This is a genomic window from Stenotrophomonas sp. 1337 (genome assembly GCF_031455455.1).
Taxonomy (GTDB): domain Bacteria; phylum Pseudomonadota; class Gammaproteobacteria; order Xanthomonadales; family Xanthomonadaceae; genus Stenotrophomonas; species Stenotrophomonas indicatrix.
The window spans coordinates 1-23,242 of the sequence record NZ_JAVDSR010000005.1; the positions used below are offsets into that span (position 1 = coordinate 1).

At 67.1% G+C, this 23,242-nt stretch carries 24 protein-coding genes; 14 read left to right on the plus strand and 10 right to left on the minus strand.

What is annotated here, in order from left to right; translation table 11 throughout:
* Both J2X70_RS08850 and J2X70_RS08855 read right to left on the minus strand, forming a co-directional pair.
* A partial coding sequence (locus J2X70_RS08850; RefSeq protein WP_309909969.1) for a transposase occupies window positions 1-442 on the minus strand: 442 nt, incomplete at its 3' end.
* 177 nt (window positions 443-619) lie between these two features.
* Entirely contained in the window at window positions 620-1,600 is a 981-nt protein-coding gene (locus J2X70_RS08855) for a helix-turn-helix domain-containing protein (RefSeq protein WP_309909972.1), read from the minus strand.
* Between the two features lie 691 nt (window positions 1,601-2,291).
* On the opposite strand from J2X70_RS08855, the gene J2X70_RS08860 reads away from it, so the two are divergent.
* The 13 genes from J2X70_RS08860 to J2X70_RS08920 all read left to right on the plus strand — a co-directional run bounded on the left by J2X70_RS08860 (window position 2,292) and on the right by J2X70_RS08920 (window position 14,877).
* Entirely contained in the window at window positions 2,292-2,474 is a 183-nt protein-coding gene (locus J2X70_RS08860; RefSeq protein ID WP_025878547.1) for a Flp family type IVb pilin, read from the plus strand.
* Between the two features lie 100 nt (window positions 2,475-2,574).
* Window positions 2,575-3,120: an A24 family peptidase gene (locus tag J2X70_RS08865; RefSeq protein ID WP_033831339.1), complete on the plus strand. Its 546-nt coding sequence runs from the start codon at window positions 2,575-2,577 to the stop codon at window positions 3,118-3,120.
* The gene (locus J2X70_RS08870) at window positions 3,117-3,590 is read left to right on the plus strand and encodes a TadE/TadG family type IV pilus assembly protein (protein WP_025878545.1); all 474 of its coding nucleotides are present in this window, start codon (window positions 3,117-3,119) and stop codon (window positions 3,588-3,590) included. Before J2X70_RS08865 ends, J2X70_RS08870 begins: the two co-directional genes overlap by 4 nt.
* 24 nt (window positions 3,591-3,614) lie before the next feature.
* Complete coding sequence (gene cpaB / locus J2X70_RS08875; RefSeq protein WP_025878544.1) at window positions 3,615-4,664, plus strand: Flp pilus assembly protein CpaB; 1,050 nt, start codon at window positions 3,615-3,617, stop codon at window positions 4,662-4,664.
* A gap of 18 nt (window positions 4,665-4,682) precedes the next feature.
* Window positions 4,683-6,041, plus strand: coding sequence for a type II and III secretion system protein family protein (locus tag J2X70_RS08880; protein WP_025878543.1), 1,359 nt, complete (start codon window positions 4,683-4,685; stop codon window positions 6,039-6,041).
* A gap of 28 nt (window positions 6,042-6,069) precedes the next feature.
* On the plus strand, window positions 6,070-7,326 hold the full coding sequence (locus J2X70_RS08885) for a fimbrial protein (RefSeq protein ID WP_309909977.1): 1,257 nt from the start codon (window positions 6,070-6,072) through the stop codon (window positions 7,324-7,326).
* On the plus strand, window positions 7,311-8,660 hold the full coding sequence (locus J2X70_RS08890; RefSeq protein ID WP_025878541.1) for a CpaF family protein: 1,350 nt from the start codon (window positions 7,311-7,313) through the stop codon (window positions 8,658-8,660). Before J2X70_RS08885 ends, J2X70_RS08890 begins: the two co-directional genes overlap by 16 nt.
* Window positions 8,661-8,662: 2 nt before the next feature.
* Window positions 8,663-9,604 carry a type II secretion system F family protein gene (locus J2X70_RS08895; protein WP_309909979.1) on the plus strand — a complete coding sequence of 314 codons (942 nt, stop codon included), beginning with the start codon at window positions 8,663-8,665 and terminating at the stop codon, window positions 9,602-9,604.
* A 28-nt stretch (window positions 9,605-9,632) separates the two neighbouring features.
* Window positions 9,633-10,562: a type II secretion system F family protein gene (locus tag J2X70_RS08900; RefSeq protein ID WP_033831344.1), complete on the plus strand. Its 930-nt coding sequence runs from the start codon at window positions 9,633-9,635 to the stop codon at window positions 10,560-10,562.
* Between the two features lie 5 nt (window positions 10,563-10,567).
* A complete protein-coding gene (locus tag J2X70_RS08905) occupies window positions 10,568-11,452 on the plus strand; it encodes a tetratricopeptide repeat protein (RefSeq protein ID WP_309909983.1) in 885 nt (294 codons plus the stop codon).
* Window positions 11,449-11,913, plus strand: a complete 465-nt coding sequence (locus tag J2X70_RS08910; protein ID WP_099784487.1) for a DUF3613 domain-containing protein — start codon at window positions 11,449-11,451, stop codon at window positions 11,911-11,913. The genes J2X70_RS08905 and J2X70_RS08910 overlap by 4 nt, the downstream gene beginning before the upstream one ends.
* Before the next feature lie 8 nt (window positions 11,914-11,921).
* On the plus strand, window positions 11,922-14,072 hold the full coding sequence (locus J2X70_RS08915; protein ID WP_025878536.1) for a TadG family pilus assembly protein: 2,151 nt from the start codon (window positions 11,922-11,924) through the stop codon (window positions 14,070-14,072).
* A 100-nt stretch (window positions 14,073-14,172) separates the two neighbouring features.
* The gene (locus J2X70_RS08920; RefSeq protein ID WP_025878535.1) at window positions 14,173-14,877 is read left to right on the plus strand and encodes a DUF2968 domain-containing protein; all 705 of its coding nucleotides are present in this window, start codon (window positions 14,173-14,175) and stop codon (window positions 14,875-14,877) included.
* 56 nt (window positions 14,878-14,933) lie between these two features.
* Here J2X70_RS08920 and J2X70_RS08925 read toward each other — a convergent pair whose 3' ends face one another.
* Window positions 14,934-15,317, minus strand: coding sequence for a hypothetical protein (locus tag J2X70_RS08925; protein ID WP_140227224.1), 384 nt, complete (start codon window positions 15,315-15,317; stop codon window positions 14,934-14,936).
* Window positions 15,318-15,515: 198 nt separating this feature from the next.
* Between J2X70_RS08925 and J2X70_RS08930 the strand changes: the two genes are divergently transcribed.
* A complete protein-coding gene (locus tag J2X70_RS08930) occupies window positions 15,516-16,340 on the plus strand; it encodes an alpha/beta hydrolase (protein ID WP_025878533.1) in 825 nt (274 codons plus the stop codon).
* Window positions 16,341-16,414: 74 nt separating this feature from the next.
* Here J2X70_RS08930 and J2X70_RS08935 read toward each other — a convergent pair whose 3' ends face one another.
* The 7 genes from J2X70_RS08935 to J2X70_RS08965 all read right to left on the minus strand — a co-directional run bounded on the left by J2X70_RS08935 (window position 16,415) and on the right by J2X70_RS08965 (window position 23,195).
* Window positions 16,415-18,061, minus strand: a complete 1,647-nt coding sequence (locus tag J2X70_RS08935; protein WP_059064418.1) for an MFS transporter — start codon at window positions 18,059-18,061, stop codon at window positions 16,415-16,417.
* On the minus strand, window positions 18,055-19,338 hold the full coding sequence (locus tag J2X70_RS08940; RefSeq protein WP_309909987.1) for an alginate export family protein: 1,284 nt from the start codon (window positions 19,336-19,338) through the stop codon (window positions 18,055-18,057). Before J2X70_RS08940 ends, J2X70_RS08935 begins: the two co-directional genes overlap by 7 nt.
* Window positions 19,317-21,164, minus strand: a complete 1,848-nt coding sequence (locus J2X70_RS08945) for an amidohydrolase (RefSeq protein ID WP_301867447.1) — start codon at window positions 21,162-21,164, stop codon at window positions 19,317-19,319. Before J2X70_RS08945 ends, J2X70_RS08940 begins: the two co-directional genes overlap by 22 nt.
* Before the next feature lie 119 nt (window positions 21,165-21,283).
* Window positions 21,284-21,709, minus strand: a complete 426-nt coding sequence (locus tag J2X70_RS08950; protein ID WP_025878529.1) for a DoxX family membrane protein — start codon at window positions 21,707-21,709, stop codon at window positions 21,284-21,286.
* Between the two features lie 2 nt (window positions 21,710-21,711).
* The gene (locus tag J2X70_RS08955) at window positions 21,712-22,368 is read right to left on the minus strand and encodes a hydrolase (protein WP_059064421.1); all 657 of its coding nucleotides are present in this window, start codon (window positions 22,366-22,368) and stop codon (window positions 21,712-21,714) included.
* The gene (locus J2X70_RS08960) at window positions 22,365-22,781 is read right to left on the minus strand and encodes an AraC family transcriptional regulator (RefSeq protein ID WP_025878527.1); all 417 of its coding nucleotides are present in this window, start codon (window positions 22,779-22,781) and stop codon (window positions 22,365-22,367) included. The genes J2X70_RS08955 and J2X70_RS08960 overlap by 4 nt, the downstream gene beginning before the upstream one ends.
* A 78-nt stretch (window positions 22,782-22,859) precedes the next feature.
* Entirely contained in the window at window positions 22,860-23,195 is a 336-nt protein-coding gene (locus J2X70_RS08965; RefSeq protein ID WP_309909990.1) for a hypothetical protein, read from the minus strand.
* Window positions 23,196-23,242 lie beyond the last annotated feature (47 nt).

Genomic DNA, 23,242 nt, shown 5'->3' on the forward strand with positions numbered 1-23,242 from the left:
CGGTCTCCGCACGCAGATAGGCCACTTCCTTGAGGAGCTCATCGCGGCTCATGTCCTCGGCGGGCTTGGACGAGCGGGTCTTTTTCATCGGTCTTGGTGGCGGTGGTGGAGGTGGTGCCAGCGCTTGAGCGCCCCCGCGAGCATACAGCCGTTGCCATCGCCCCACCGCGCCGGCATCTCCGATCTGGAAGTACGTCGTGGCCTCGCGCGCGGACATGCCCTCCTGGCCCATCTTTTCAAGCACCTCCAGCTTGAACTGGAGATCATAGGATCGGGGTTTGCGGTCAAACCCTTGCCGACCATGCAGCCGGTAGGTCGCAGCCCACCGCCTGACCGTGGAGAACTCCAGGCCATGGCGGCGGGCAACCGCCTTGACCGATGTGGAGGTCTTGCAGGCCTCTTTGGCGACCTGCAATTTGAAACAAACCTCATATCTATTCATGTAACCCTCGGGGTTGGATCAGGTGTCCAACTCCTGGGGGTCACTTCATGGACGGGTTTACGGCGTCCCCCGCAACCGGACCCACCCCGCCATTCCACAGGAAACCTGCTTTTGCTTTCGGCAGTTGCCGTTGCCCTTGCCTCTGCGGGTGCCGGGCGGCAGCCCGGCCGATACCCCTCAGGCTGGCTGGCCGAGCTGTGCCGGCGCGCGCATCAGCGTGTCACGCGGCAGTTCGCCGAACACTTTCCGGTAGTTGTCGGCAAAGCGCGAAAGATCCCACAGCCCGCAACTGAGGGCGATGGCCTTGACCGAGCGCCGGTTGGAATCGGCCATCGACAGGCTGCGGCAGGCCGCGCACAGCCGCAGCATCGACAGGTAGCGATTGGGCGAGGTGCCGAACAGATCCTCGAACGCATAGCGCAGGCCACGCTCGCTGACGCCGGCGGCATCGCAGATTTCATTCATGTAGATATTGCGGCGAAGATTGAGGCGCATGAAGTTCTCCGCCCGCTGCGCGATCAGGTAATGCGTGCGGCGGGCGCGGCTGCAACTGGGCCGATCGGCTGGGCCGGCACCGAGCAGCGCCTGGACATGCTCGTGCAGCAGGCGCTCGGTTTCTTCCGGCTGCAGCCCACCACCCTGCCCCAGCTGCGCGTGCAGTTGCTGGTAATGGCGTACCAGCGGCATCGCATCATCGCCAAGGTTGAACAGTGAAAGCGCCTGCCCCGCCGGTGGCGTGCTGCGCAGGCTCAGCTCGGTCAACTTGCGCTGCACGCGCGCGACCGGCACCAGCATCAGCGTCATCTGGGCACCAGGGCTGAGAGTGAATTCACTGATGCCTTCGGGCATCACGGTCAAGGCCATGCCCGGCGTCAGCGGCACGCCATGGCACCAGCTCAAGGCATCATCGGTGGTGTGCAGGTAGCCGAGCATTGCCCAGTCCGGCGGCAGCATGAAACGGCCGCGGCAGTGGAAGCCACAGGTGATGCTGCAGAACAGGGCTTCCTCGTGAACGCGCGAAGCAAATGCCGCGCGCGGACCATTGCCATCCAGCAGCAACAGTTCCACATCGCACACGCGGAGCACGCCGCTCAGCGTGGCCAGGTCGATTGACCTGAGATCGCCGTCGTCGTTGTCTTCCACCCCACCATCGACCATGACAGTGTCGTCCCCCGTTTGGTCTGCCGCACGACCCCGCCCCCACTGCCTGACAGGGCGCACGCCGTTTCCAAGAGCATCGTCCGTTGCCGAGATGGACGCTGCGATGCACGCGCGTCCCTCCCTGAAAATGCAAAACCTTGAATGCGAGTATGCCCGATAATCGGCAGTCGTAAACAGGATGTTTCGACGCCGCGGAATTATCAACTGCGTGAAGAAAATGTGCGCGCCGATGGCATGGTTTTCGCATGCGCGCGGATGGGCATCACATTATCTGCACGACCATGAATCGTTTTGCGCAGGAACGGATTTACGTCACAGATCCGCGCCGGAATATTCAGGCATCCAGCGAATCTGCCGAATTTGCATATAGGTTCCGGTTGCAGGGAACCGCCATTCAGGCAAAGTCGAATACACGGTGATCGGGCACGCAGACAGCGGCCACACCCAGGGGGACAGCATGACCATGCACGTACGAGATACCGTTTCGACCACCGGCCTGGAGCTGGGTGGTCGTGGTTGCGCGGCCGCTGCCCTGCCCGGGAATGATCACCCTGCTTGAGCACAGCGGGATTGCCCGCCGTGCCTCCTCCGCCAGGATGGCGGGGGCCTACGGACGGTCCCGGCGGAGCCGGGCCACCGGCCATGCAGGTGTCCTGCAGCAACTGACAGGTAGAGGGAGACAACCGTCATGAACGCATCGATCCGCAAGTTCCTGAAAGAAGAAGATGGCGTGACCGCGCTCGAATACGGGCTGCTGGCCGCCGTGATCGCCGGCATCCTGATCGTGGTGGGCAGAACCCAGATCACCGCGTTCTTCACCACGTTGTTCACCCGCCTGCAGGCCATTGCCACCGACGCCACCACCACCTAGCCAGCGAGCGGGGTACAGCACCTGCGGTCGCTTCGATGGCGGCCGCGGTGGCCGATGAAGGGTTCTGCAACTGTCCAGTGGCGGACAACGAGGGTGTGCGATGACACTGCTGGGATTGCTGGCCATGGGAGTGTGCCTGCGGATTGCGATCAGCGATCTGTACGCCCGCCGCGTGCCCAACACCTGGCTGCTGGCCGCGTGCACGATCGCCGTGCCCCTGATCATCGCCGGCCAGTTCAATGCAACGCGCACGGCCTGGGCGCCACACCTGCTGGGCGCAGTCGTTGGCCTGCTGGCATTGCTGCCGTTCTATGCGGTGCGCTGGATGGGCGCCGGCGATGTGAAGTTCTTCGCCGTGCTCGGCCTGCTGCTGGGCTGGAAGGCATTGCTGCCGGTGTGGGTGCTGGCCAGCCTGGCCGCAGGCGCCCACGCCGTGCTGGTGCTGGCCGGTCGGCAGCTGGCCGGTCACCTGCCGCTGCGCCTGCAGATGCAGGTAAACCGCGCCAGCACGCACTTGAATGGCCACGCTGCCCTGCGCGAACTGCATGCCGCGCGCGAGGGGCGACAGGGCATTCCCTACGCAGCCTACCTGGCCTTCGCGGCGATTGGCTGGGTGTTGGCAACCACCTATGGAGGCGTCGCATGAAAGCGTTCGCGCGCCAACGCCAACGCGGCGTGGCCAGCATCGAATTCGCGTTGATGCTGCTGCTCGGCCTGGTGCCGCTGCTGCTGCTCACCTTTTCCGGCGTGCTGATCATGGCCGCGCAGCAGACGCTGGCGACGGCCTCGGCCGAGGGCGCGCGTGCTTCGCTGCGCTTTGGCAACGCCGGCGAGCGGCGCACCGCCGCCTGCCTGGCGGCCCGCCGCTCCATGCAATGGCTGTTGCAGTTTTCCGGGCAGAACCCGGACTGCAGTGGCGGCGGCACCGGCGCCATCGTGGTCTCGCCGCAGGCGCCCTGCGCCGGCCTGGCGACGGTGCAATGCATGACCGTGACGGTGAGCTACGACTATGCGTCCCACCCCTTCCTGCCCGGCACCGCCACGCTCTATGGCTGGGTGATGCAGGCCCCCATCCGCAGCGTCGCGGTCGCCCAGCTGGACCTCGGCAGCAACTGACGATCGGTACAGGAGACGATTTTCATGCTCAAGTTGACCCGCATCGCCGCCATCGCACTGATCGCGCTCGCCGTGCTGCTGGCCGTGGTCGCCTTTGTGATCGGGCGGAAGCCTGCGGCCTCGGCGGACAACCCGAGCACGATCGTGAAGGCCGATGCGCAGACCTTCAGTGTCGTTGAAGCCACCGCGCGGCTACCCGCCGGCGAGCCGATCAGCGCCAATGGCGTGCGGCTGACGCAACGCACCGCGGAAGTGCCGGGGGCCGTTGCCGACCTGGCAGCGGTGGTCGGCAAGGTGCCGGTGCAGGACATCAGCGAAGGCAGCGCGATTGCTGCCAGCCTGCTCGCACAGGGCTTCTCGCTGCAGCTGCGGCCGGGTGAACGGGCATTGGCGGTGCCGGTCGATGAGCTGGTCGCGGCAGGCAACCGCATCCTGCCCGGTGATTTCGTCGACGTCTTCCTCAACCTGCGCAGCGCCGCTACCAGCTACAACGGCCAGCAGGACATCGCACAGACGCGGTTGCTGCTGTCACGCCTGCGCGTGCTCAGCTACGGACAGCAGGACATCGCGGCAGCCCCGACGAGCAGCCAGGGCCAGGCCCCGGCCACGGCAGGCAACGACTCACGTGCAGCCGATATCACCAGCGGTTCCAGCAGCGCCCCCAGCAACGCAAACGGTAGCGATGCCACGCAGCCGGCGCGCACCGCGGTGCTGGCGGTGCCGGTGGCCGACGCCAACCGGCTGCTGCTCGGCGCACAGCAGGGCAAGCTGTTCCTCGCCCTGCGCAATCCCGCCGATACCGGCCTGCCGGATGTGGCGCTGTTCCCACAGGCGCGCGGCGTGCTGGACCCGGTGCGCGGCCTGGACAACGAGCAGCAGCAGGCCCTGCAGCGACCGGAGAACAACGCCTACGCCGGTCTGGATGGCGATGCGCTGGCTGGCCGCGGCAGCAGCGTGCAGCGCAGCGTCCACGAAACGCCGGCACGTGCACCGGTGCAGCGTCGCTCGACGCCGCGACCGGCGGGCATCGAAATCATCCGCGGCGACACTGCTGCCCCCCGTGGCTCCCTTTGACCCTTGCCGAGAGCGCACATGACTGAACGTCGCCACCGCCTACGCCCCACTGTCCGCCAGCGCTGGCTGGCCCTGCTGCTGGTGCTGCTGGCACCGGGTGCGAGCGTGGCTGCCGACGATCTGCTGCTGCAGACCCGCGAACAGCGGCCATGGACGCTGCCGGCCGACCTGGAACGGGTTGCCATCGCCGACCCCGGCGTAGCTGACATCGTGATGCTGCGCGGCGCACGCCAGGCGCTGCTGGTAGGCAAGGCCCCCGGCACCACCACCCTGCTGCTCTGGCATCGCAAGCAGAGCGAACCGCAGCGCGTGCAGGTGCGGGTGCAGAGTGCCGTGCAGGGCGCCGCCGATGCCGGCTCCAGCGGACTGGTGTTCACCCAGCAGGACCAGCAGGGGCTGCTGCAGGGAAGCAGCGACAGCGTGCTGGCGCACATGCAGGAGCAGAAGACCGCGGTGATGGCGCTCGGCAAGGACGGAAGCCTGGCCGATGCCTCCACCATCAGCAGCGGCGGCGTGGTGCAGGTCGAGGTGAAGGTGGTCGAGTTCAACAAGACCGCGCTGAAGCAGATCGGCATCAACTTCCAGAACCGCAACGGTGGTTTCGCCTATGGATTCGCGCGGCCGGGCGGGCAGCTGCCAGGCAACACCGGCATCCTGCCTGGCATGAAGGAAGGTGAGTCGAGCAACGAAAGCGAGTCACCGATCTCCTCGGCGTTCAGGCTGGTGTTCGGTTCGACCAAGGGCCTGTGGAACGCCGATGTCGACCTGCTGCAGGCCAACGGCATGGCGCGCGTGCTGGCCGAGCCCACTCTCGTCGCGCTGTCCGGGCAGAGCGCCAGCTTCCTGGCCGGTGGCGAACTGCCGATCCTGGAGCCGCAGGGGCTCGGCACGACCACGGTCACCTACAAGCCCTTCGGCATCGGCCTCACCGTTACTCCCACGGTGCTCTCACCGAACCGCATTGCGTTGAAGGTTGCCCCGGAAGCCAGCGACCTGGACTACACCAATGCGATCGCGCTCAACGGCGTGCAGATCCCTTCGATCACCACCCGCCGCGCCGACACCACCGTCGAGCTTGGCGATGGTGAGAGTTTCGTCATCGGCGGCCTGGTCAGTTCCACCGTGGCCTCGACGGTCAACAAGATTCCGCTGCTCGGCGACCTGCCGATCATCGGTACGTTCTTCCGCAACTTCGACTACAAGCGCCAGGACAAGGAACTGGTGATCATCGTCACCCCGCGGTTGGTACAGCCGATTGCCCGCAATACCGAACTGCCGCTGCCCGGCGATCGCGAAGCCAAGCCGAACATGCCCGAATGGGGCGCGTGGCTGCTTGGCCCGATCAGCCGCGATCCGGTTCCCGGTTTCTCGCGCTGACCTGCATGACGTCTCCGGTACTACGCCCATGCCCTACGCCACTGCCCTGCCGCTGCACCCGCAAGGACCACCGATGAACCTGGTCCTGTACGGGATCGACCGTGAACTGCTGCCACGCCTGGCTGCCAAGCTGCCGCCGACCACGGCACTGCACTGGCAGGACAGCAGCGAGCCGACCTCGGCACAGGACCTGCAGCGTGGCCCGCAGAACCTGGTACTGCTGGACTTCCGCCCGGAGCATGCCTCGGCATCGACAGTGCTGGCCCAGCAGCTGCAGCAGACCCAACCCGAATTGACCCTGGTGGCGGTGGGCGCCACCAGCGCCGGCCAGGTGGAAGGCGTGGTGATGGCGCTGCGCGCCGGCCTGCGCGATGTACTGGACCTGGACAGTGACAACACCGGCATCGAAGCCGCCCTGCGTCGCGCTTTGTCACCGCGCCCCGCCGCAAGCGCACAGCAGGCGCACAAGGCGCGCCTGATCGTGCTGCTGGGCGTGCGCGCCGGCGTCGGCACCAGCACGTTGGCCGCACACCTGTCGGTGCTCGCACAGCAGACCCGCACCCTGGCCCAGGGCGATGCCGCCGTGCACGACGGGCTGCTGATGGAGCTGGCGCAGCCGGCCGGCGACCTCGCCCTGTACCTCAACCTGGACAGCCGCTTCCACTACGAAGATGCGCTGCGCAATGCCAGCCGCATCGATGCCACCCTGGCCCGCACGGCGATGGCCCGGCACACCAGCGGACTGGTCCTGCTCGACCGTGCCAGCGGCAGCGACGCACTGCCCCCCTCCGATCCTGGTGCGCTGCTGCAACGACTGCGCGGCGTGTTTTCCAGCGTACTGTGCGATGCCGGCGGCTGCCCGCTGCGGCAGCTGCCGCCGCTGCTGCTGGACCAGGCCGATGAAATCTGGCTGGTGGCCGACGCATCGATCGCCACCCTGGTGTCGCTGGACCACGCCCTGAAGCACCTTTCCGGCCAGCGCGACCGCGAGAAGCGACTGCAGCTGGTGATCAACCGCCACGACGACAACAGTGGCATGAGCCCCGAACAGATCGCGCGCCGCTTCGAGCTGCCGCTGCTGGCCACCCTGCCCGAGCGGTCGCGGGTACGCGCCTCCGCCAGCCATGGCCATCTGCTGCTGCAGGATGCGCCGCGCGACCCGTACCTGCGTGCCCTCGCCCCGCTGGTGCAACGCCTGGATCCGGCTGCCTGCCCGGTCCAGGCGCACGGCCTGCGGGAAAGACTTGCCCTTGCCCTGGGTGGATCGCAATGGAAGACAAAGTGACCCCGTTCCCGCACGTTGTCGCCCGCAGCACGGTGCCGGAGCATGCACCGGGCAGCCTGCCGTTCGCACAGACCGAGCAGTACCAGAAGGTGCTGTCGGCCGCGCACGAGCATCTGCTCAACAGCATCGAAGACGAGCGCATCGACATCGATTCCTGGGCCCCCGACACCATCGCCCGCTGGGTGGAAGTGCAGACGGTCAGTTTCATCCAGGAATGGCGCATCCCCATCAACGAAGAAGAAATGCAGGTGGTGGCCGAAGGCCTGGTCAAGGAGCTGACCGGGTTCGGCCCGCTCGATGACCTGCTGCATGACCCCACCATCGAAGACATCCTGATCAATGGCTTCAAGGATGTGCATGTCTCCCAGGGTGGGCAGCTCAAACGCGCACCTCAGCGCTTCACCGATGACACCCACCTGCTGCGCATCCTGCGCCGCATCATCGCCCCGCTCGGCCGCCGCCTGGATGATTCCAATCCGATGGTCGATGCACGCCTGCCCAATGGTGGCCGCCTCAACGCGATCATCTCGCCACTGGCGGTGGACGGGCCGATGGTGTCCATCCGCAAGTTCCGCAAGGATCCGTTCACCCCCGACGAACTGCTGGCCAAGGGCACCTTCGATGCGCCGATGCAGGCGCTGCTGAAGGCGATGGTGCTGGGCCGCTGCAACATCCTGGTGTCAGGTGGCACCAGCTCGGGCAAGACCTCGCTGCTCAATGCGCTGGCCAGCTATGTGCCGGCCAACGAACGCGTCATCACCGTGGAAGACACTGCCGAGCTCTCGCTCAACCACCCGCATGTGGTGCGCCTGGAGAGCCGCATCGGTGGCGCCGAAGGCCAGGGCGCGGTCAGCATCCGCGACCTGGTGCGCAACAGCCTGCGCATGCGCCCGGACCGCATCGTGGTCGGCGAGGTGCGTGGCGCCGAGGTGCTGGAGATGCTGCAGGCGATGAACACCGGCCATGACGGATCGATGGCCACCATCCACGCCAATTCACCGCGCGACTGCCTGTACCGCATCGAGATGCTGGCCGGCTTCGCCGGTTTCCAGGGCAGCGAAGACAGCCTGCGCCGGCAGATCGCCAGTGCCATCGACTTCATCGTGCAGATCTCGCGCCTGGGCAGCGGCCGCCGGGTGCTGGTGTCCATCACTGAAATCACTGGCGTCAGCGACAACCTGATCACCACCCAGGAGATGTTCCGCCACGAAGTGCAGATCGATGGCAGCGGCAAGGAAATCGACCGTTGGATCGGCCTCGGCTTCCAGCCACATTCGCACAAGCTGGAGCCGTTCCGGCAGTTGCTGCGCGAATCCCTGTACGGAGACTTCTGAGCATGGGTACCGGCCTGCTGCTGGGTGTGCTGAGCATCGTGTCGGTGCTGCTGGCGCTGGCGGTGTGGCTGTGGGGGACGGCCAGCAGCCGCGAACAGCGCCAGGCCTCGCTGCAGCATGCCGAGCAGCAGCTGGCGCGCGGCACCGGCGCTGCCGCCGCGCCGGCCGATGCAGCACGGCAGGCGGCGCTGCCTGCGCCGGGTCGCCGCGCCCTGCCCTGGAACGGGCTGCTGCAGCGTGCCGGCCTGGCACCGGGCTGGAAGCTGCCGCTGCTGATGCTGCTGCCGGGCATCGCCCTGTCCGCGTTCGCGGTGTTGCGCCTGGGCACCTTCTGGATGTTCCCGCTGACCCTGCTGCTGTACCTGCTGGGCTGCTGGCTGTGGCTGATGCGCCGTATCGGCAAGCTGCAGGCGCAGCTGCTGCACCAGCTGCCGGACTTCCTCGACAACCTGGTGCGCCTTACCGCGCTCGGCAACAGCCTGCAGGCTGCCTTCCAGGTCGCGTCGATGCAGACCAACGCGCCGCTGCGCGGCCTGCTCGACACCACGGTGCGCTATGCACGTGGCGGCATGGACCTTGACCGTGCGCTCAACCTGGCCGCACAGCCCTACCGCATGGACGTGCTGAAGGTGCTGGCGGTGGTGATGGGCGTGAGCGTGCGCATCGGTGGCCGTGCCGACCAGATCCTGCAGCGCATGGGCGACTTCATGCGTGACCTGGAACAGGCGCAGCAGGAACTGGCCGCAACCACTTCTGAAACCCGCATGTCGGCATGGGTACTGGGCCTTCTGCCGCCGGCCAGCGCGGTGCTGATGGCGATCTCCAGTCCCGAATTCTTCCAGCCGGTGCTGCACGACCCACTGGGCCACAAGATCCTGCTGATCGCGCTGGCGCTGGAGTTGACCGGCGCCTTCCTGCTGTACCGCCTGGCCAAATCACTATGAACATCCCCGTCCACGCAGGAGGCATCCAATGAGCGCCAGCATCTGGTTCGTGGCTGCCCTGCTGGTGTTGGCCGCCGGCGTCGCCCTGCTGGGGCTTGGCAGCTGGGTGCGCAGCCATCGCGAGGACCGCAGCGAGGCCACGTTGAAGACAGCGCTGCGTCCGCGCGAAAGCGACGACACAGCGGCTGACGCACGCAAGGACTCACTCGGCTGGCTGGAGCAGTTCGGCCGCGGACTGAGCGGCGGACGCCTGGAAGCGGCGCTGCTGGCCGGTGAGGATCGCCTGCTGCTGGACCTGGCCGGCTGGAACACCCGCCGCGGCACCGCCATCTACCTCGGCCTGCGGCTGCTGCTGGCGGTCCTGGTACTGGGTATTGCGCTGACGCTGAGTGACGCCACGGGGTTGTCGAGGATCATGGTGGTGATCGGCGCGCTGGCTGCTGGCCTGCTGCTGCCGAAGTTCGCGCTCAGTGCGTGGGTCAAGCGGCGGCGACGCGCGGTGAACAATGAGCTGCCGCTGTTGATCGACCTGCTGCGCCTGCTGCAGGGCGTGGGCTACAGCATGGATCAGAGCCTGCAGACACTGGGCGACAAGCTGCGCGACGCACTGCCGGTGCTGGGTGGGGAAATCCAGGAAGCGAATGTGTCCTACACCCATGGGCGCACGCGCGCGCAGTCGCTGCGCCGGCTGAGCGATGTGTACGGCGATGACGATCTGTCCAGCCTTGTGCAGTTGATCCTGCAGGTGCACGCCCACGGCGGTGCCGTGCAGGAACCGCTGCGCCAGTTCAGCGTCCGCCTGCGCGAGCAGCGCCGCAACGCGCTGAAGGAAAAGGTCGGCAAGCTCTCGGTGAAGATGACCGTGGTGATGATGCTGACCCTGCTGCCGGCACTGATGCTGGTGCTGGCCGGACCGGCGCTGGTCGCGCTGGCCACTACCTTGTCGAAAATGGGATGACCTTCATGCCTGTCCTGCGCCCTGCCTGCCTGTTGCTTGCCCTGGTTGCCGCCGTTGCCGGCTGCAGCTCCACCACGCCGAAGTACCTGCGTGCGCCGAGCCTGGCCGAGCCGACGCCGGCCCCGCAGGACAGCCGCAACGCCTACCTGGAACTGATCCAGCGGATGCAGCAGCAGGGCGCCTGGTACGCTTCGCTGGCGCACGTGGATGCGTTCCGCCAGCGCTACGGCGATACCCCGGCACTGCGCCTGCTGCAGGCCGACGCACTGCGCCAGACCGGCCAGATCGATGCGGCGCTGGCGCTGTACCGCGAACTCGGCAATGGCCCGCAGGCCGCCGCCGCTGCACACGGCATGGGCCTGATCGCTGCCCTCCGCGACGACGACCAGGGCGGCGAACAGGCGCTGGCACGTGCCACCCAGTTGAGCCCGCTGAACACCGATTACCTCGGCGACCTGGGCTATGCACGGCTTCGTGCCGGCCGCTTCGAACAGGCACGCGAGCCACTGGCCAAGGCGCTGGAACTGTCGCCAGGCAATGCCAAGGCCACCGCCAATCTTGCCCTGTGGGCGCTATTGCGTGGCGACACTGCCACCGTCGAACGGCTGGCCCAGCAGGCCAGCTTCAGCGGGGAGACCCGCCGCAGCGTGGAACAGCAGGCGCAGCAGATCCGCGCGCGGCTGCAGCAACGCCAGGCCGCTGCCACTGCTGCAGCGGCGGCAGCGGCACAACCAGTTGCTTCGGTAGCTGCCAACTCCGCCAACGCAGGCCCACGCTTGGCCGCCGAACCGCGCCGCGATGGTCGCGACGAACGCGACCCACCACGACTGCCGCCCTCGATGCTGGAACGCTTCGGCTCCACCGACCATCCCACCGGGAACACGCCATGACCTCGACGCCGCTGATCCGCTGCATGCTGCCGGTGCTTGCCGGCTTGTCTTTCGCTGCGGTTGTGCAGGCGCAGACGCCGCAGCAACCGTTGACCGGGCAGATGCTGGGTGGTGCCGCGCCCGCGCCGGCAGCCGCTCCCCTGCACAGCGAGCCGTTGGCTACCGTGGACGTATCGCCGCCACCAGCCGCAGCGCCCATCGCAGCCCCCGCAGCCCCTGAAACCAGGCCTGATTTCGGCGGCACGCAGTTACAGCCCAACACCTCGCAGATCGGTGACACCACTCGCAGCCTGTTCCGCCTGCAAGCGTCCGGCGAGGTGGCCGGTGCCCGCCTGCCGATCCTCGGCGACCAGGCCACATCCAGCTACGCGCGTTACCTGAAGAGCTTCCAGTACGACATTCCGCAATTCTTCGAAACCGACGTCGCCAAGTCCGCAGGATCCTCCCGATCCGGACGCTGAGGCCCGCCATGAACCGAGCACGCCACATCAGCTTCAGTCGCCCGCGCGGCGGTATGTCGGTCACCATGATGCTGGTGATGATCGCGCTGCTGGCCATGCTCGGCCTGATCGAGATCGGCTTCCTGTTCTGGGCCAAGCGCGATGCGCAGAAGGTGGTCGATCTGGCTGCGCTGGCAGGCGCACAACGGCTGGACCTGTGCCGGCCCGACAACGCCGACAACAGCGCGGCCCGGCAGAACGCGCTCGCACAGAACACCTTCCCTGGGCAGGTGCAGATCCAATGTGGCAACTGGAATGCCACCCGCGGAACGGCTGACCACTTCAGCCCAAGCGTGGACGCAGGCAATCCACGCAACGCGGTGCGGGTCATTGCCGAACGCGGCGTGCTGCCGTTCTTCGGCCAGAACAGCGGGCTGCCCACGTTGCGCGTGCAGGCGGTGGCCAAGCGTTCGGAACCCACCGCCGTGTTTGCAGTGGGTTCGCAGCTGCTGCGCACCAATGGCAACTCCCCCTTGATGGCGACCCTTCGGCTGGTCGGCCTGGACGTCACCAACGCAACAATTCTGTCCTACGACGGCCTGGCACAGGCCACCGTCACCCCGTCGGGGCTGCTGGCGGCACTGGGCATCCCGGTCACCGCCGACCTCAGCGTGGCCGACTTCAACCGGCTGCTGTCGGTCAACCGCATATCACTGGCACAGCTGGTCAATGCCACTGCCACGGTGGTGGGCCGCGAGACCGCCGTCGGCGTACAGCTGCAGGCGCTGTCCAACCTGGTCGGCACGCGGCTGGACATCAACCAGCTGAACATTCTGCTGGGCAGCCAGAACGGCGGCGGCGGCCTGTTCGCGCAGGTGATCTCACCGGACGGCACCATCGGCAGCGCGCTGGAATCGAGGGTCAACGTGCTGGATCTTGTCACCGCCGCGATCTCGATCGCCAACGATGGCAATGGTGTGCAGGTGCAGGGCTTGAACCTGCTGGGCATCGACGTCAAGGCCGGCGTGGTGGAGCCGCCGTCGATCGCCATCGGTGGCGTCGGCGCACGCGCCTACAACGCGCAGGTGCGGCTGATGGTGGACGTCGACAGCGACCGCCTGTTCGCGATCGGCCCGCTGCTGAACCTGCTCGGCACCCGCCTGCACCTGCCACTGCACGTGGATGTGGCCAATGCGATGGGGACATTGACCAGCATCCAGTGCGGTGCGGCGCCGCCGACGGCCACCGTCCAGGTCGATTCCTCGGTACTGCGCGCCTGCGTCGGCAAGGTCAACGCGGCCGATCGCTTCTCCAAGAGCAACGTCTGTGACGCGACCCTGCAGAACGAGCAGCTGTTGAAGCTTCTGGGGCAGCCCCTGATCAACGACAAGGTCACCCTGCCGGCACTGACCAGCACGCAGAGCCTGACCCTGGCCGCAGGCCAGACCGGCTCGACCCGGATCAACCCGTTGGCCGTCGGCACCGCCGTGTCAGACCTGGTCAACGAACTGCTGCGGGTGCTGTCAGGCATGCTCAGTTCACCCAAGCAAGGCATGAGCGCCAATGACACCGCCAAGGCTCTGGCCGACCGTTACCTGCAGGCGGCCTTCCCCAGCGGCGGGCGTTACAACGTGGACCAGGTGATTCCATTGCTGCGCGATGGCGACCCGTCACGCAACCTCGCACCACTGGGTAACTGGACCGTTACCAAGGGTGTACCCAAGCCCTGCCTGATTGGCCTGAGCACCTGCTGGGAAGATGGATCGGTCTGGGCCGGTTACCGCGCTACCGTGACCGGCCAGGGCCTGGGCCTGCTCGACGGCCTGCTGGGCTCGCTGGTCGGCGGCCTGCTGATCAACCGCTGCGACAGCCTGCTGGGCAACCTGATCGACTACAACGGCTGCGTGCGCACCAACCTGGCGTCCTACATCCAGACCGCCCCGGCCGGATTCCTGGATGGGCAGAACGGCGGCGGCGTGACCACCCCCGGCAACAACGTCACCTGCAGTGGCCTGCTGTGTGCGCTGCTGAACCCGGTGCTGGCGGCGCTCAAGCCCGTACTCAACAGCGTCGGCACCCTGCTGACCAACACCCTGGCCAGCCTGCTCGGGCTGGAACTGGGCCGCACCGATGTCAGCATGCAGTCGATCCAGTGCAGCTCGGCGCAGCTGGTCTTCTGACCCGCGCGGGCACCGGTTGGCGGCGTCCGCGCCCATGCTAGACTCGCGGCGGGGAACCACATTCAACTCAACCCACACTACATCCGTGGATGGTCTAGACATGCGAGAAACTTCAGGGGGCACCGTCTTCGCCCGGTATCGGCGCGGCGCAGCACTGCTGGCCGTGGCCATGATGGTGGTGGCGCCGTCGGCGCTGGCCGCACGTGGCGATCGCACTGCCACGGTGGAGCCGGCCAAGGCCGCACCGGTGGTACGCAACACCGTCGACGAACTCAAGCAGTTGATGGATGCGCAGCAGCTCACCGAGCTGCGTACCACCTACAACGGCAACTACGGCGCCAGCCTGCTGTTCAACGCCAATACCCTGACGTACTACGTGGCCCTGTTCCAGGAGAAGAACTTCTGGCGGGTGATCAAGACCGATGCCGTCGACAACGCCGAGCGTGTCTACCGCACCTTCGCGCAGCAGTCCGAACAGCTGGCGCAGGTCTACATCGACACCACCCGGCTGGAAGCCGGCAAGCGCTACACCGAGCGCCTGGTGGCCTACAACGAAGAGCGCCTGCGCACCCTGCAGCAGGAAATGGAACAGCAGCAGGCGCAGTCGGCGCAGGTCAGCGCAGCGCTGCAGCAGGCACAGCAGCAGGCGGTCAGCCTGAGCACCGACGTGCAGAGCACCAACAGCCAGCTCGATGCGCTGCAGCGACGGATCCAGATCCTGCAGGCCGAACAGGGCAACCCGGAGCTGAGCCTGCCCAAGCCGGATGCGGCGACGGCACCGGCCGCCGCCAGCGACGGCCGCTGAGGTCTTCCGGGCCTGTAGACGAGAACGGCACCTTCGGGTGCCGTTTTTCGTTGTGCTCAACGACAGGCCTCGCGTACCGCGTCATCCAGCTGCCTGCGCTGCAGGTAGTCGAGCCTGCGCGGCTTGGCCAGCGTTGCCACCTGCCGCTGGCGCGCCCGCTCGCAGCCACGTGGGTCAGCCGTGATCGATATCAGCGCGCCCTGTGCGCGCCCGCGCCGTGACGTCCGCCTGCTACCGCTGCGGGCAGGCTGCACGACTGCAGGTGTGGGCCCGCGTGCCTTCGACTCGGCACCGGGCACTTCCCAGCGCCACTCCGCGCGCCCCTGGCAGGGCGTCTGCTGGTAGACCGGATGCTCACCTCCGGTGCACTTGTACACGTTGGTCTGTGCCATCGCGACAGCAGCCAACAACAGTGCAGGCAGCACTGCCCATCCCGGCATCTTCATGACTGGCCCTCACGCGTCCGATGGCCATGGTTGCCATCAGCACCGGCCTGCCGCCAGAGCGAGTCGCGTCAGCGCGACGACCACGCCAATCCGGCACAGCCGTGCAATGCACATCGCCCATCGTGCGCTGTACTGCCGCAGGCGCCGGCCAACCCGCAGGCGTCTTCCCTCCCTTTCGCCAAGGAACCTGCAATGAGCAATTTCGTGACCGTCAATGATGGCGCCCGCATCTTCTACAAGGACTGGGGCACCGGCCAGCCTGTCGTATTCGCCCATGGCTGGCCACTGTCGTCCGATGCCTGGGACCCGCAGATGCTGTTCATGGGCCAGAACGGCTACCGCGTGATCGCCCATGATCGCCGCAGCCATGGCCGCTCCAGCCAGACCTGGGACGGCAACAACATGGACACCTACGCCGATGACCTTGCTGCCGTTCTGGATGCGCTGGACGTGAAGGACGCGATCCTGGTCGGCCATTCCACCGGCGGTGGCGAAGTGGCGCACTACATCGGCCGCCATGGCAGCAAGCGCGTGGCCAAGGTGGTGCTGGTCGGCGCGGTGCCGCCGCTGATGCTGAAGACCGAAGGCAATCCGGCCGGTACCCCGCTGGAAGTGTTCGACGGCATCCGCAAGGGCACCGGTGGCGATCGTTCGCAGTTCTTCAAGGATCTGGCCACGCCGTTCTTCGGCGCCAATCGTGATGGCAACAGCGTCACCGAAGGCATGCGTGATTCGTTCTGGCTGCAGGGCATGCTGGGCGGCGTGAAAGGCCAGTACGACTGCATCCACGAATTCTCGGAGGTGGACTACACCGACGACCTGAAGAAGATCGACGTGCCGGCTCTGGTGGTGCATGGCGATGACGACCAGATCGTGCCCTTCGATGCTTCGGCCAAGCTGTCCTCGCAGATCATCCGCAACGCAGAACTGAAGGTGTACGCCGGTGCACCGCACGGCCTCACCCTGACCCATGCCGATCAGTTCAACGCCGACCTGCTGGCATTCGCACGCAGATGACGTATCGCGGCGGCGCCCGTGCGCCGCCGCTCCTGCCATGGAGCCGGCCAGCGGCCGGCTCAATCACGGGACAATCAGATGTCGCTGTGGTGATGCGGCGCCGCCGCCGGCAATGGATCATGGCCGCCAACGAAGTGACGCACCACCGGCGCGCGCTCGCCGCGATGCAGCGCGCGCAGCGCCTCCTGGATCGCCTTGTCGTCAGCGGTGATGCGTTCATGCTGGCGCAGGTGCTCCAACCACGACGCTGCGACGAAATACTCCAGATGAATGCCCGGGGTTGCCACATCTTCGACCACGCCCCAGACCACGGCACCATCGCGTCGACGGATCGTTCCCAGCGTGCGCATCTGCGCCTGGAACGCGGCGCGGTCGGCGGCATCGATGCGATATTCGATGGTCACCAGCACCGGTCCGCGATCATTCGACACCGGCACCGACAGTTCCGGTGCGGGCCAGTGCCCGGCCGGGCTCAGGTTCAGATCTTCGGCGCCTGCAATGCGTACCCGCCACACCAGCAGGCCGCCGATGACCGCGCCGGCTGCAGCCACCAGCAGTGCCAGCTCGGGCGATGTGCGCTGCGCCAGTGCACCCCAGCTCAGGCCACCGGCCGCCATGCCGGCCGAGAACACCATGATGTACAGGGCAAGCGCGCGCGCCCTCACCCAGGCCGGCACCGCCGTCTGTGCTGCGATCTGCAACGAGGACAGTACGGTGATCCAGGCAAAGCCATTGACCAGCATCACCAGCGGCAACACGTACCAGCTGCGGGTCAGCGCCAGGCCGGCCAGGCTTGCCGCCAGCGACAAGGTGGCCAGCAGCACCAGCAGGTCGCGATCAAGCCTGGCCCGCAGCTTCGGCAGCAGCAACGCACCGCCCACCGCACCGATGCCGATGCAACCCAGCAGCACGCCGTACTGCCCCGCTCCGCCCTGCATCTGCCCGCGCACCACCACCGGCAGCATTGCGTTCATCGCCGCGGCAAAGAAGAAGAAACCGGCCGATTTGATCAGTACCGCCTGCAGGCGACCGGCACGGCTGGCATAGCGCAGGCCCGCCTTGAGGCCAGCGCCGAACCCTTCGGGCGGCAGGCTGGACGCCTTCGGATCACGCTTCCAGCCCCACACCACGAACAGCATGGCGGCAAAGGTGATGGCGTTGAACCCGAAGGCCCACACCGCACCCAGCTGGGCCACGATCACCCCGCCGATGGCCGGCCCGATGGAACGGGCGATGTTGATGCCGATGGAGTTGAGTGCCACGGCCGAGGCCAGCATCGGCTGCGGAACCAGCTCGGAGACGATCGCGGCCTGTGCCGGCATCGCCATCGCCGCACCGCAGCCCATGCAGAAGGTCAGCAGCACCAGCAGCTGCGGCGTCAGCAGATCCAATGCCGTGAGCACGGCGGTCGCTGCCGCCACCAGCAGCATCCAGCCCTGGGTGAACAGCAGGTACTTGCGGCGGTCGACGATGTCGGCCAGGGTCCCGGCCGCCAGCGCCAACAGCACGATCGGCACGGTGGTGGCCGACTGCACCAGCGCGACCATCAGCGCCGAACCGGTGCGTTCGGCCATCACCCAGGCCGCAGCCACGTCGTTGACCCAGGTGCCGATGTTGCTGGCCAGGATCGCCAGCCAGATCGAGCGGAACATGCGGATCTTCAACGGCGACCATGCGCCATCGACCTGCGGGGAGTGTTGTGACGCCGATGCGTTCACCATTGCCAAGCTCCAACGATTGAGGCGAACAGCGTGTCCCGGCCGCCGGCCTGCGTCAGTGCAGGACCCGCGTCGACCCAGGCCAGCTGCAGCTGCCATTGCCAGTGGTCATTGACCTGCCAGCGGGTTTCGGATTTGTACTGGGTACCGATGCGGCGTGCGCCTCCGGCACTGCCGGGCAACGCTGCCAACGGTGCCGGCGTGGTATAGACCGCATCGGCGCGCCGATGCTTCCAGGCCAGCTGCACACCCAGCTCGGTGGTCACCGCCTCATGCAGGCGCAGTGCCAGTGTCGGTTGCAGATCCATCAGGTTGGCCGGTGCCAACAGGCTGGCTTCGCTGAAATAGGCGGACTTGGGAAACAACGCATTGAACGTACCCAGACGACCATCACCCGGGTCTGCGTCGCCGCTGGCAATGTCGGCCTTCAGGCCAAGCCGCGGTTGCAGCGGCAGCGCGCTCCAGCGCCAACCGGTATCGGTGGCGAGGGTCCAGGCGCGGATGTCCAGATCGCCGGTCACCGCCCGCAGTTCACCGCCCTGCGCCACCAGTTCGGCATTCCAGTCCAGCGCACCCGACTGGCCGAACCAGCGCGCGCCCAGGGTCTGCCGCCGCTCGGTGCCGCTGCCCGCGGCGAAGCGCGCGCCCTCGCGACGATAGTCGAGCAGGTAAAGGTCCCACTGGCTGATGCCAGCGCCCTTGGCCGTGGTCGCATACGCACCGAGCAGGTGTGCACCGCGCTCACCGCGGTCATCGAAAGCGCCCGGGCGGTTCTCGACCGGGCGCAGCGCCATCAGGTCCAGTGCGCCCAGCCTGCCCTGCCACCCCACCCGCGCACCATCGAAGGCCAGGCGGATGTTCGGCCCGTCGCGCACCGACAACAGGCGCGAGCTGCCATAGCCCGCTTCCTGCCGGCCCAGCTGCACGTGCATGCCAGCGCCGGACCAGCGCCAGTACGCCTGCTGCACGTCCAGCGCGCCGCGATCGGTACGACCTGGGCCGCCGGCCTTGCCGCGCTCGGCATGCGTACCCAGCTGCAGCTTCGCTTGCCAATCACCCTGCGCGAAAGAGGCAGAAGCCAGCGCACGCAGCAGGCCGTAGCCATCGTCGCCAGCACCGACGCCAAACCGGGTCGGGGCGTAGTACATGCCACGCAGGCGCAGCGATGCATCCCACTGCAACTTGCCGTCGCCGACCGTGGTACAGGCACCACCGCCGCAGGCCAGCGCCAACGACGGCAACACCAGCGATGCCAGGGTCAGAACGCGAAGCACGAACACCCCATCGCGCCCCAGAACGCGGTCAGGTCGTCGGTTGGCGCCGGATGACGGACCGCGTGGCCATGCGCACCATGGGTGCCGCAGGCCACACCATGGTGATGACGGTGCGCCGCAGCCAACCCGGTCGCCCCGCCACCGACGTGGTAGCCACCGAAGCGGTTTACCGGCGACCAGTCCGGCATCGCCGGAGGCAGCTGCGGCGCCAACCCGGCGTAGTCGCCGTCGCCATGCACGATGCGGCCACCCACCACGGTCAGCAGGCTGGTGATGTCGGCGATCTGCTGCTCATCGACGCGGAAGAAGTCGGACGACAGCAGGATGAAGTCGGCCAGCTGGCCCACCTTCAGCGTGCCCTTCACCGCTTCGTCGCCGGAGAACCAGGCGCTGCCCTGTGTCCACAGGCGCAGGGCCTGCTCGCGCTCCAGCAGGTTCTCATCGCCGTACAGGGCCAGGCCGCCGACGGTGCGTCCCGTCACCAGCCACGACAGCGCCACCCACGGGTTGTAGCTGGCCACGCGGGTAGCATCGGTGCCGGCGCCGACCGGCACGCCCTCGGCCAGCATCCGCTTCACCGGTGGCGTGTGCCGCGCCGCCTGCACGCCATAGCGCTGCACGAATGCCTCGCCCTGGTAGGCCATGCGGTGCTGCACGGCGATGCCGCCGTTGAGTGCACGGATACGCTCGATGTTGAGCGGGGTGATGGTCTCGGCATGGTCGATGAACCAGTGCAGGCCATCGAACGGCACCTCACGGTTGACCTGCTCGTAGACGTCGAGGATGCGGCTGATGCTTTCGTCGTAGGTCGCATGGATGCGGAACGGCCAGCGCTTCTCCACCAGCAGCTTCACCACATCGTGCAGCTCCGGCTCAAGTTCCGGTGGCAGTTCCGGGCGCGGCTCGTTGAACAGTTCAAAGTCGGCTGCAGAGAACACCAGCATCTCGCCGGCACCATTGTGGCGCAGCAGGTCATCGCCCTGGCGCGGTTGCAGCATCTCGCTCCAGCCACGGAAATCGCTGACCTCGCTGCCCTTGTTCTGGGTGAACAGGTTGTAGGCGATGCGCACGGTCAGCTGATCATCGCGATGCAGCTGCTCGATGACCTGGTAGTCCTCGGGGTAGTTCTGGAAACCGCCTCCGGCGTCGATCACCGAGGTGATGCCCAGGCGGTTCAGCTCGCGCATGAAATGGCGGGTTGAATTGGCCTGGTACTCGACCGGCAGCTTCGGCCCCTTGGCCAGGGTCGCATACAGGATCAGTGCATTCGGCTTGGCCAGCAGCAGGCCGGTCGGGTTGCCCAGCGAATCGCGCACGATCTGTCCGCCGGGCGGGTCCGGCGTTTCCTTGGTATAGCCACAGGCACGCAGCGCGGCGCGATTGAGCAGCGCGCGGTCGTACAGGTGCAGCAGGAACACCGGCGTATCCGGAGCGATGTCGTTCAGCTCCTGCAGGCTCGGCAGGCGCTTTTCGGTGAACTGGGTCGCGGTGAATCCACCGACCACGCGCACCCACTGCGGCGCAGGCGTGCGGTCAACCTGCGCCTTCAGCATGGCCATCGCATCGGCCAGTGAACGCAGGCCATCCCAGCGCAGTTCCAGGTTGTAGTTCAGGCCACCACGGATCAGGTGGGTGTGGCTGTCATTGAGTCCGGGTACGATTCGCCGCCCCTGCGCATCGACGATCGTGGCTTCGCTGCCCCAACCGCGCATGATGTCCTCGTCGCTTCCCACGGCAACGATGCGGCCGTTCTGCACGGCCAGTGCCTGCGCATGCGGCTGTTGCGGATCAAGCGTGGTGATGCGTGCGTTGCGGATGACCAGTGTGCTCATGCGACGCTCTTTGGAAGGGGATTGGATGGCCGCGGCGGTACCGCCAGCCAGGCCCAGCGCCAGCGCGGCACTGGTGGCCAGCACCACATTGCGGCGGCCAGGATCGAGAGGTTCGTTGTTCACGCGATGTCTCCAGAAAGAAGCAGACCATCCACCGCCCATGCACCGGGCCCGGCCAGGGCGATGGCCAGCAGTGCCAGCGTCCACAACAACGGATACTCGGCCCCGCCGCGCATCCAGAACCACCCGTTGCGCAGCGCCAGCAGGGCGGTGAAGGCGATGAAGGCGGCGGCGACAAGCGCGGCGATCCGGGCCTGCCAGCCCAACATCACAGCGCTACCGGCCACCACCTGCAGCAGCGCCAGCAGCAGTGGCAACGGCGCCGACGACGGCAGACCGAAGCCACGCAGCTCGCCGGCAAAACCTGCCAGGCCCGGTCCGTTGAACCAGCCGAACAACTTGCCCAGCGCATGCGGCAGCAGGAATCCTCCCGCCGCCACCCGCAGGATCAACAAAGCCAGGTCGAGGCCATGGCCATCGCGCACGCTCAGTGCCCGCCTTCCTGCGCGCCGAACATGGTCTTGGCGTACTGGATGCCGACGCCATAGCCACCCGCATGGTCACGGGCGATGCCGGTGGTCAGGTCGTAGGTTTCAGCACGCGCCCAGTCGCGCTGCAGTTCCAGCAGGTACTGCACGCTGGTGATCGGCACGGCACCGGCCTGCACCATGCGGGCGATCGCACGTTCGTGCGCCTCTTCGCTCACATCGCCGCAGGCATCGGTGATCACGTAGACCTCAAATCCCTGCTCCAGCGCCGACAGCGCCGGGCCGACGATGCACACACTGGTCCACAAGCCGGCGAGCACCAGCCGACGCTTGCCGATGCGGTTCACCTCATCGATCACCGGCTGGTCTTCCCAGGTGTTCATCGACGTGCGATCGAACACCGCCTGGCCGGGGAAGATCGCCGGCAGCTCCGGGAACATCGGGCCGGAGAACGACTTCTCGGCCACCGTGGTCAACAGCACCGGCACCTTGAAGCCTTTGGCACCCTTGCTGATCAACGACACGTTGTTGCGCAGCGCGGAGATGTCGATGGTGTGGGTGGCAAATGCCATCTGCGACTGGTAGTCGATCAGTATCAAGGCGTGGTCGGCCGGTGACAGCAGTGCTTTTGCGGGGGTGGCGGTGGCGAGGCTCATGGGTGGACTCCGGTGGAGGAAACAACAGGGGGCTGGGAACGTGCCGCGCCATCGGCCAGGTACTGGCCGGGACTGCAGCCGGTCTCGGCGCGGAAGCTGCGGACGAAGTGGCTCTGGTCGAAGAAGCCAAGATGCTGGGCCAGGCAGGTCATCGACTGCGCGGCCGTCGGCAACAGCTGCGTGGCGCGTTCGATGCGCCGACGGCGCACGTAGCGCAGCGGACTGGCGCCGGTACCCATGCGGAACAACCGCACCAGATGGAACCGGCTTACGCAGGCAACGGCAGCCAGCTCGGTCACCCGCAGCGGCTGCGACAGGTGCTCGTCGATGTAGCGCAGCGCACGCTGCAGGGCAGCCGACTGGTGCGGTGCCAAGGTGGTTGCGGACAGGGCAGGAGGCTGGACGGTAGCCATGAAGGAGCGCCGCGACGGGAGCACCCATGGTGTGCCGCCGGCTGCGATCGCCCTACCCCCGTCGGTCGAGGCCGGCGCTCACCCATTCGGGGGAGGCCGGCGCTGCAGCAGGCGGCGGCCGAACAACCGCGCATCCAGCGAATACGCGCCCGGCCCCAGCATGAGCAGGGCCAACGGCAGCAGCAGCCAGGGCAGCGCCGCGCCCTGTCCGTACAATCCCGGCACCGCCAGCATCACCGCCAGCGGGGTCAGCAGCCCAGGCAGCAGCAGCAGGCCGATCGCCGCCAGGCACAGCAGTCCCGCCGCACCGGCCGGGCTTCCGCCCGCCAACAGCCCTCCTGCCACGCACAGGCGCAGCCACAGCAATCCCAGTCCGGGGCCGCGATCAGGGAACATCACATACAAGCGCTGCATCGCCGGGCTCCGTCATCCATCACGGCGTGATAGCGGACACCGAAGCG

Coding starts and splice junctions, on each gene's coding strand:
- J2X70_RS08885 (WP_309909977.1), top strand. CDS start 6,070: ATGCCCTACGCCACTGCCCTGCCGCTGCACCCGCAAGGACCACCGATG.
- J2X70_RS08960 (WP_025878527.1), bottom strand. CDS start 22,781: ATGGCTACCGTCCAGCCTCCTGCCCTGTCCGCAACCACCTTGGCACCG.
- cpaB (WP_025878544.1), top strand. CDS start 3,615: ATGCTCAAGTTGACCCGCATCGCCGCCATCGCACTGATCGCGCTCGCC.
- J2X70_RS08915 (WP_025878536.1), top strand. CDS start 11,922: ATGAACCGAGCACGCCACATCAGCTTCAGTCGCCCGCGCGGCGGTATG.
- J2X70_RS08880 (WP_025878543.1), top strand. CDS start 4,683: ATGACTGAACGTCGCCACCGCCTACGCCCCACTGTCCGCCAGCGCTGG.
- J2X70_RS08905 (WP_309909983.1), top strand. CDS start 10,568: ATGCCTGTCCTGCGCCCTGCCTGCCTGTTGCTTGCCCTGGTTGCCGCC.
- J2X70_RS08865 (WP_033831339.1), top strand. CDS start 2,575: ATGACACTGCTGGGATTGCTGGCCATGGGAGTGTGCCTGCGGATTGCG.
- J2X70_RS08955 (WP_059064421.1), bottom strand. CDS start 22,368: ATGAGCCTCGCCACCGCCACCCCCGCAAAAGCACTGCTGTCACCGGCC.
- J2X70_RS08900 (WP_033831344.1), top strand. CDS start 9,633: ATGAGCGCCAGCATCTGGTTCGTGGCTGCCCTGCTGGTGTTGGCCGCC.
- J2X70_RS08920 (WP_025878535.1), top strand. CDS start 14,173: ATGCGAGAAACTTCAGGGGGCACCGTCTTCGCCCGGTATCGGCGCGGC.
- J2X70_RS08910 (WP_099784487.1), top strand. CDS start 11,449: ATGACCTCGACGCCGCTGATCCGCTGCATGCTGCCGGTGCTTGCCGGC.
- J2X70_RS08935 (WP_059064418.1), bottom strand. CDS start 18,061: ATGGTGAACGCATCGGCGTCACAACACTCCCCGCAGGTCGATGGCGCA.
- J2X70_RS08945 (WP_301867447.1), bottom strand. CDS start 21,164: ATGAGCACACTGGTCATCCGCAACGCACGCATCACCACGCTTGATCCG.
- J2X70_RS08965 (WP_309909990.1), bottom strand. CDS start 23,195: ATGCAGCGCTTGTATGTGATGTTCCCTGATCGCGGCCCCGGACTGGGA.
- J2X70_RS08860 (WP_025878547.1), top strand. CDS start 2,292: ATGAACGCATCGATCCGCAAGTTCCTGAAAGAAGAAGATGGCGTGACC.
- J2X70_RS08930 (WP_025878533.1), top strand. CDS start 15,516: ATGAGCAATTTCGTGACCGTCAATGATGGCGCCCGCATCTTCTACAAG.
- J2X70_RS08890 (WP_025878541.1), top strand. CDS start 7,311: ATGGAAGACAAAGTGACCCCGTTCCCGCACGTTGTCGCCCGCAGCACG.
- J2X70_RS08895 (WP_309909979.1), top strand. CDS start 8,663: ATGGGTACCGGCCTGCTGCTGGGTGTGCTGAGCATCGTGTCGGTGCTG.
- J2X70_RS08925 (WP_140227224.1), bottom strand. CDS start 15,317: ATGCCGGGATGGGCAGTGCTGCCTGCACTGTTGTTGGCTGCTGTCGCG.
- J2X70_RS08870 (WP_025878545.1), top strand. CDS start 3,117: ATGAAAGCGTTCGCGCGCCAACGCCAACGCGGCGTGGCCAGCATCGAA.
- J2X70_RS08855 (WP_309909972.1), bottom strand. CDS start 1,600: ATGGTCGATGGTGGGGTGGAAGACAACGACGACGGCGATCTCAGGTCA.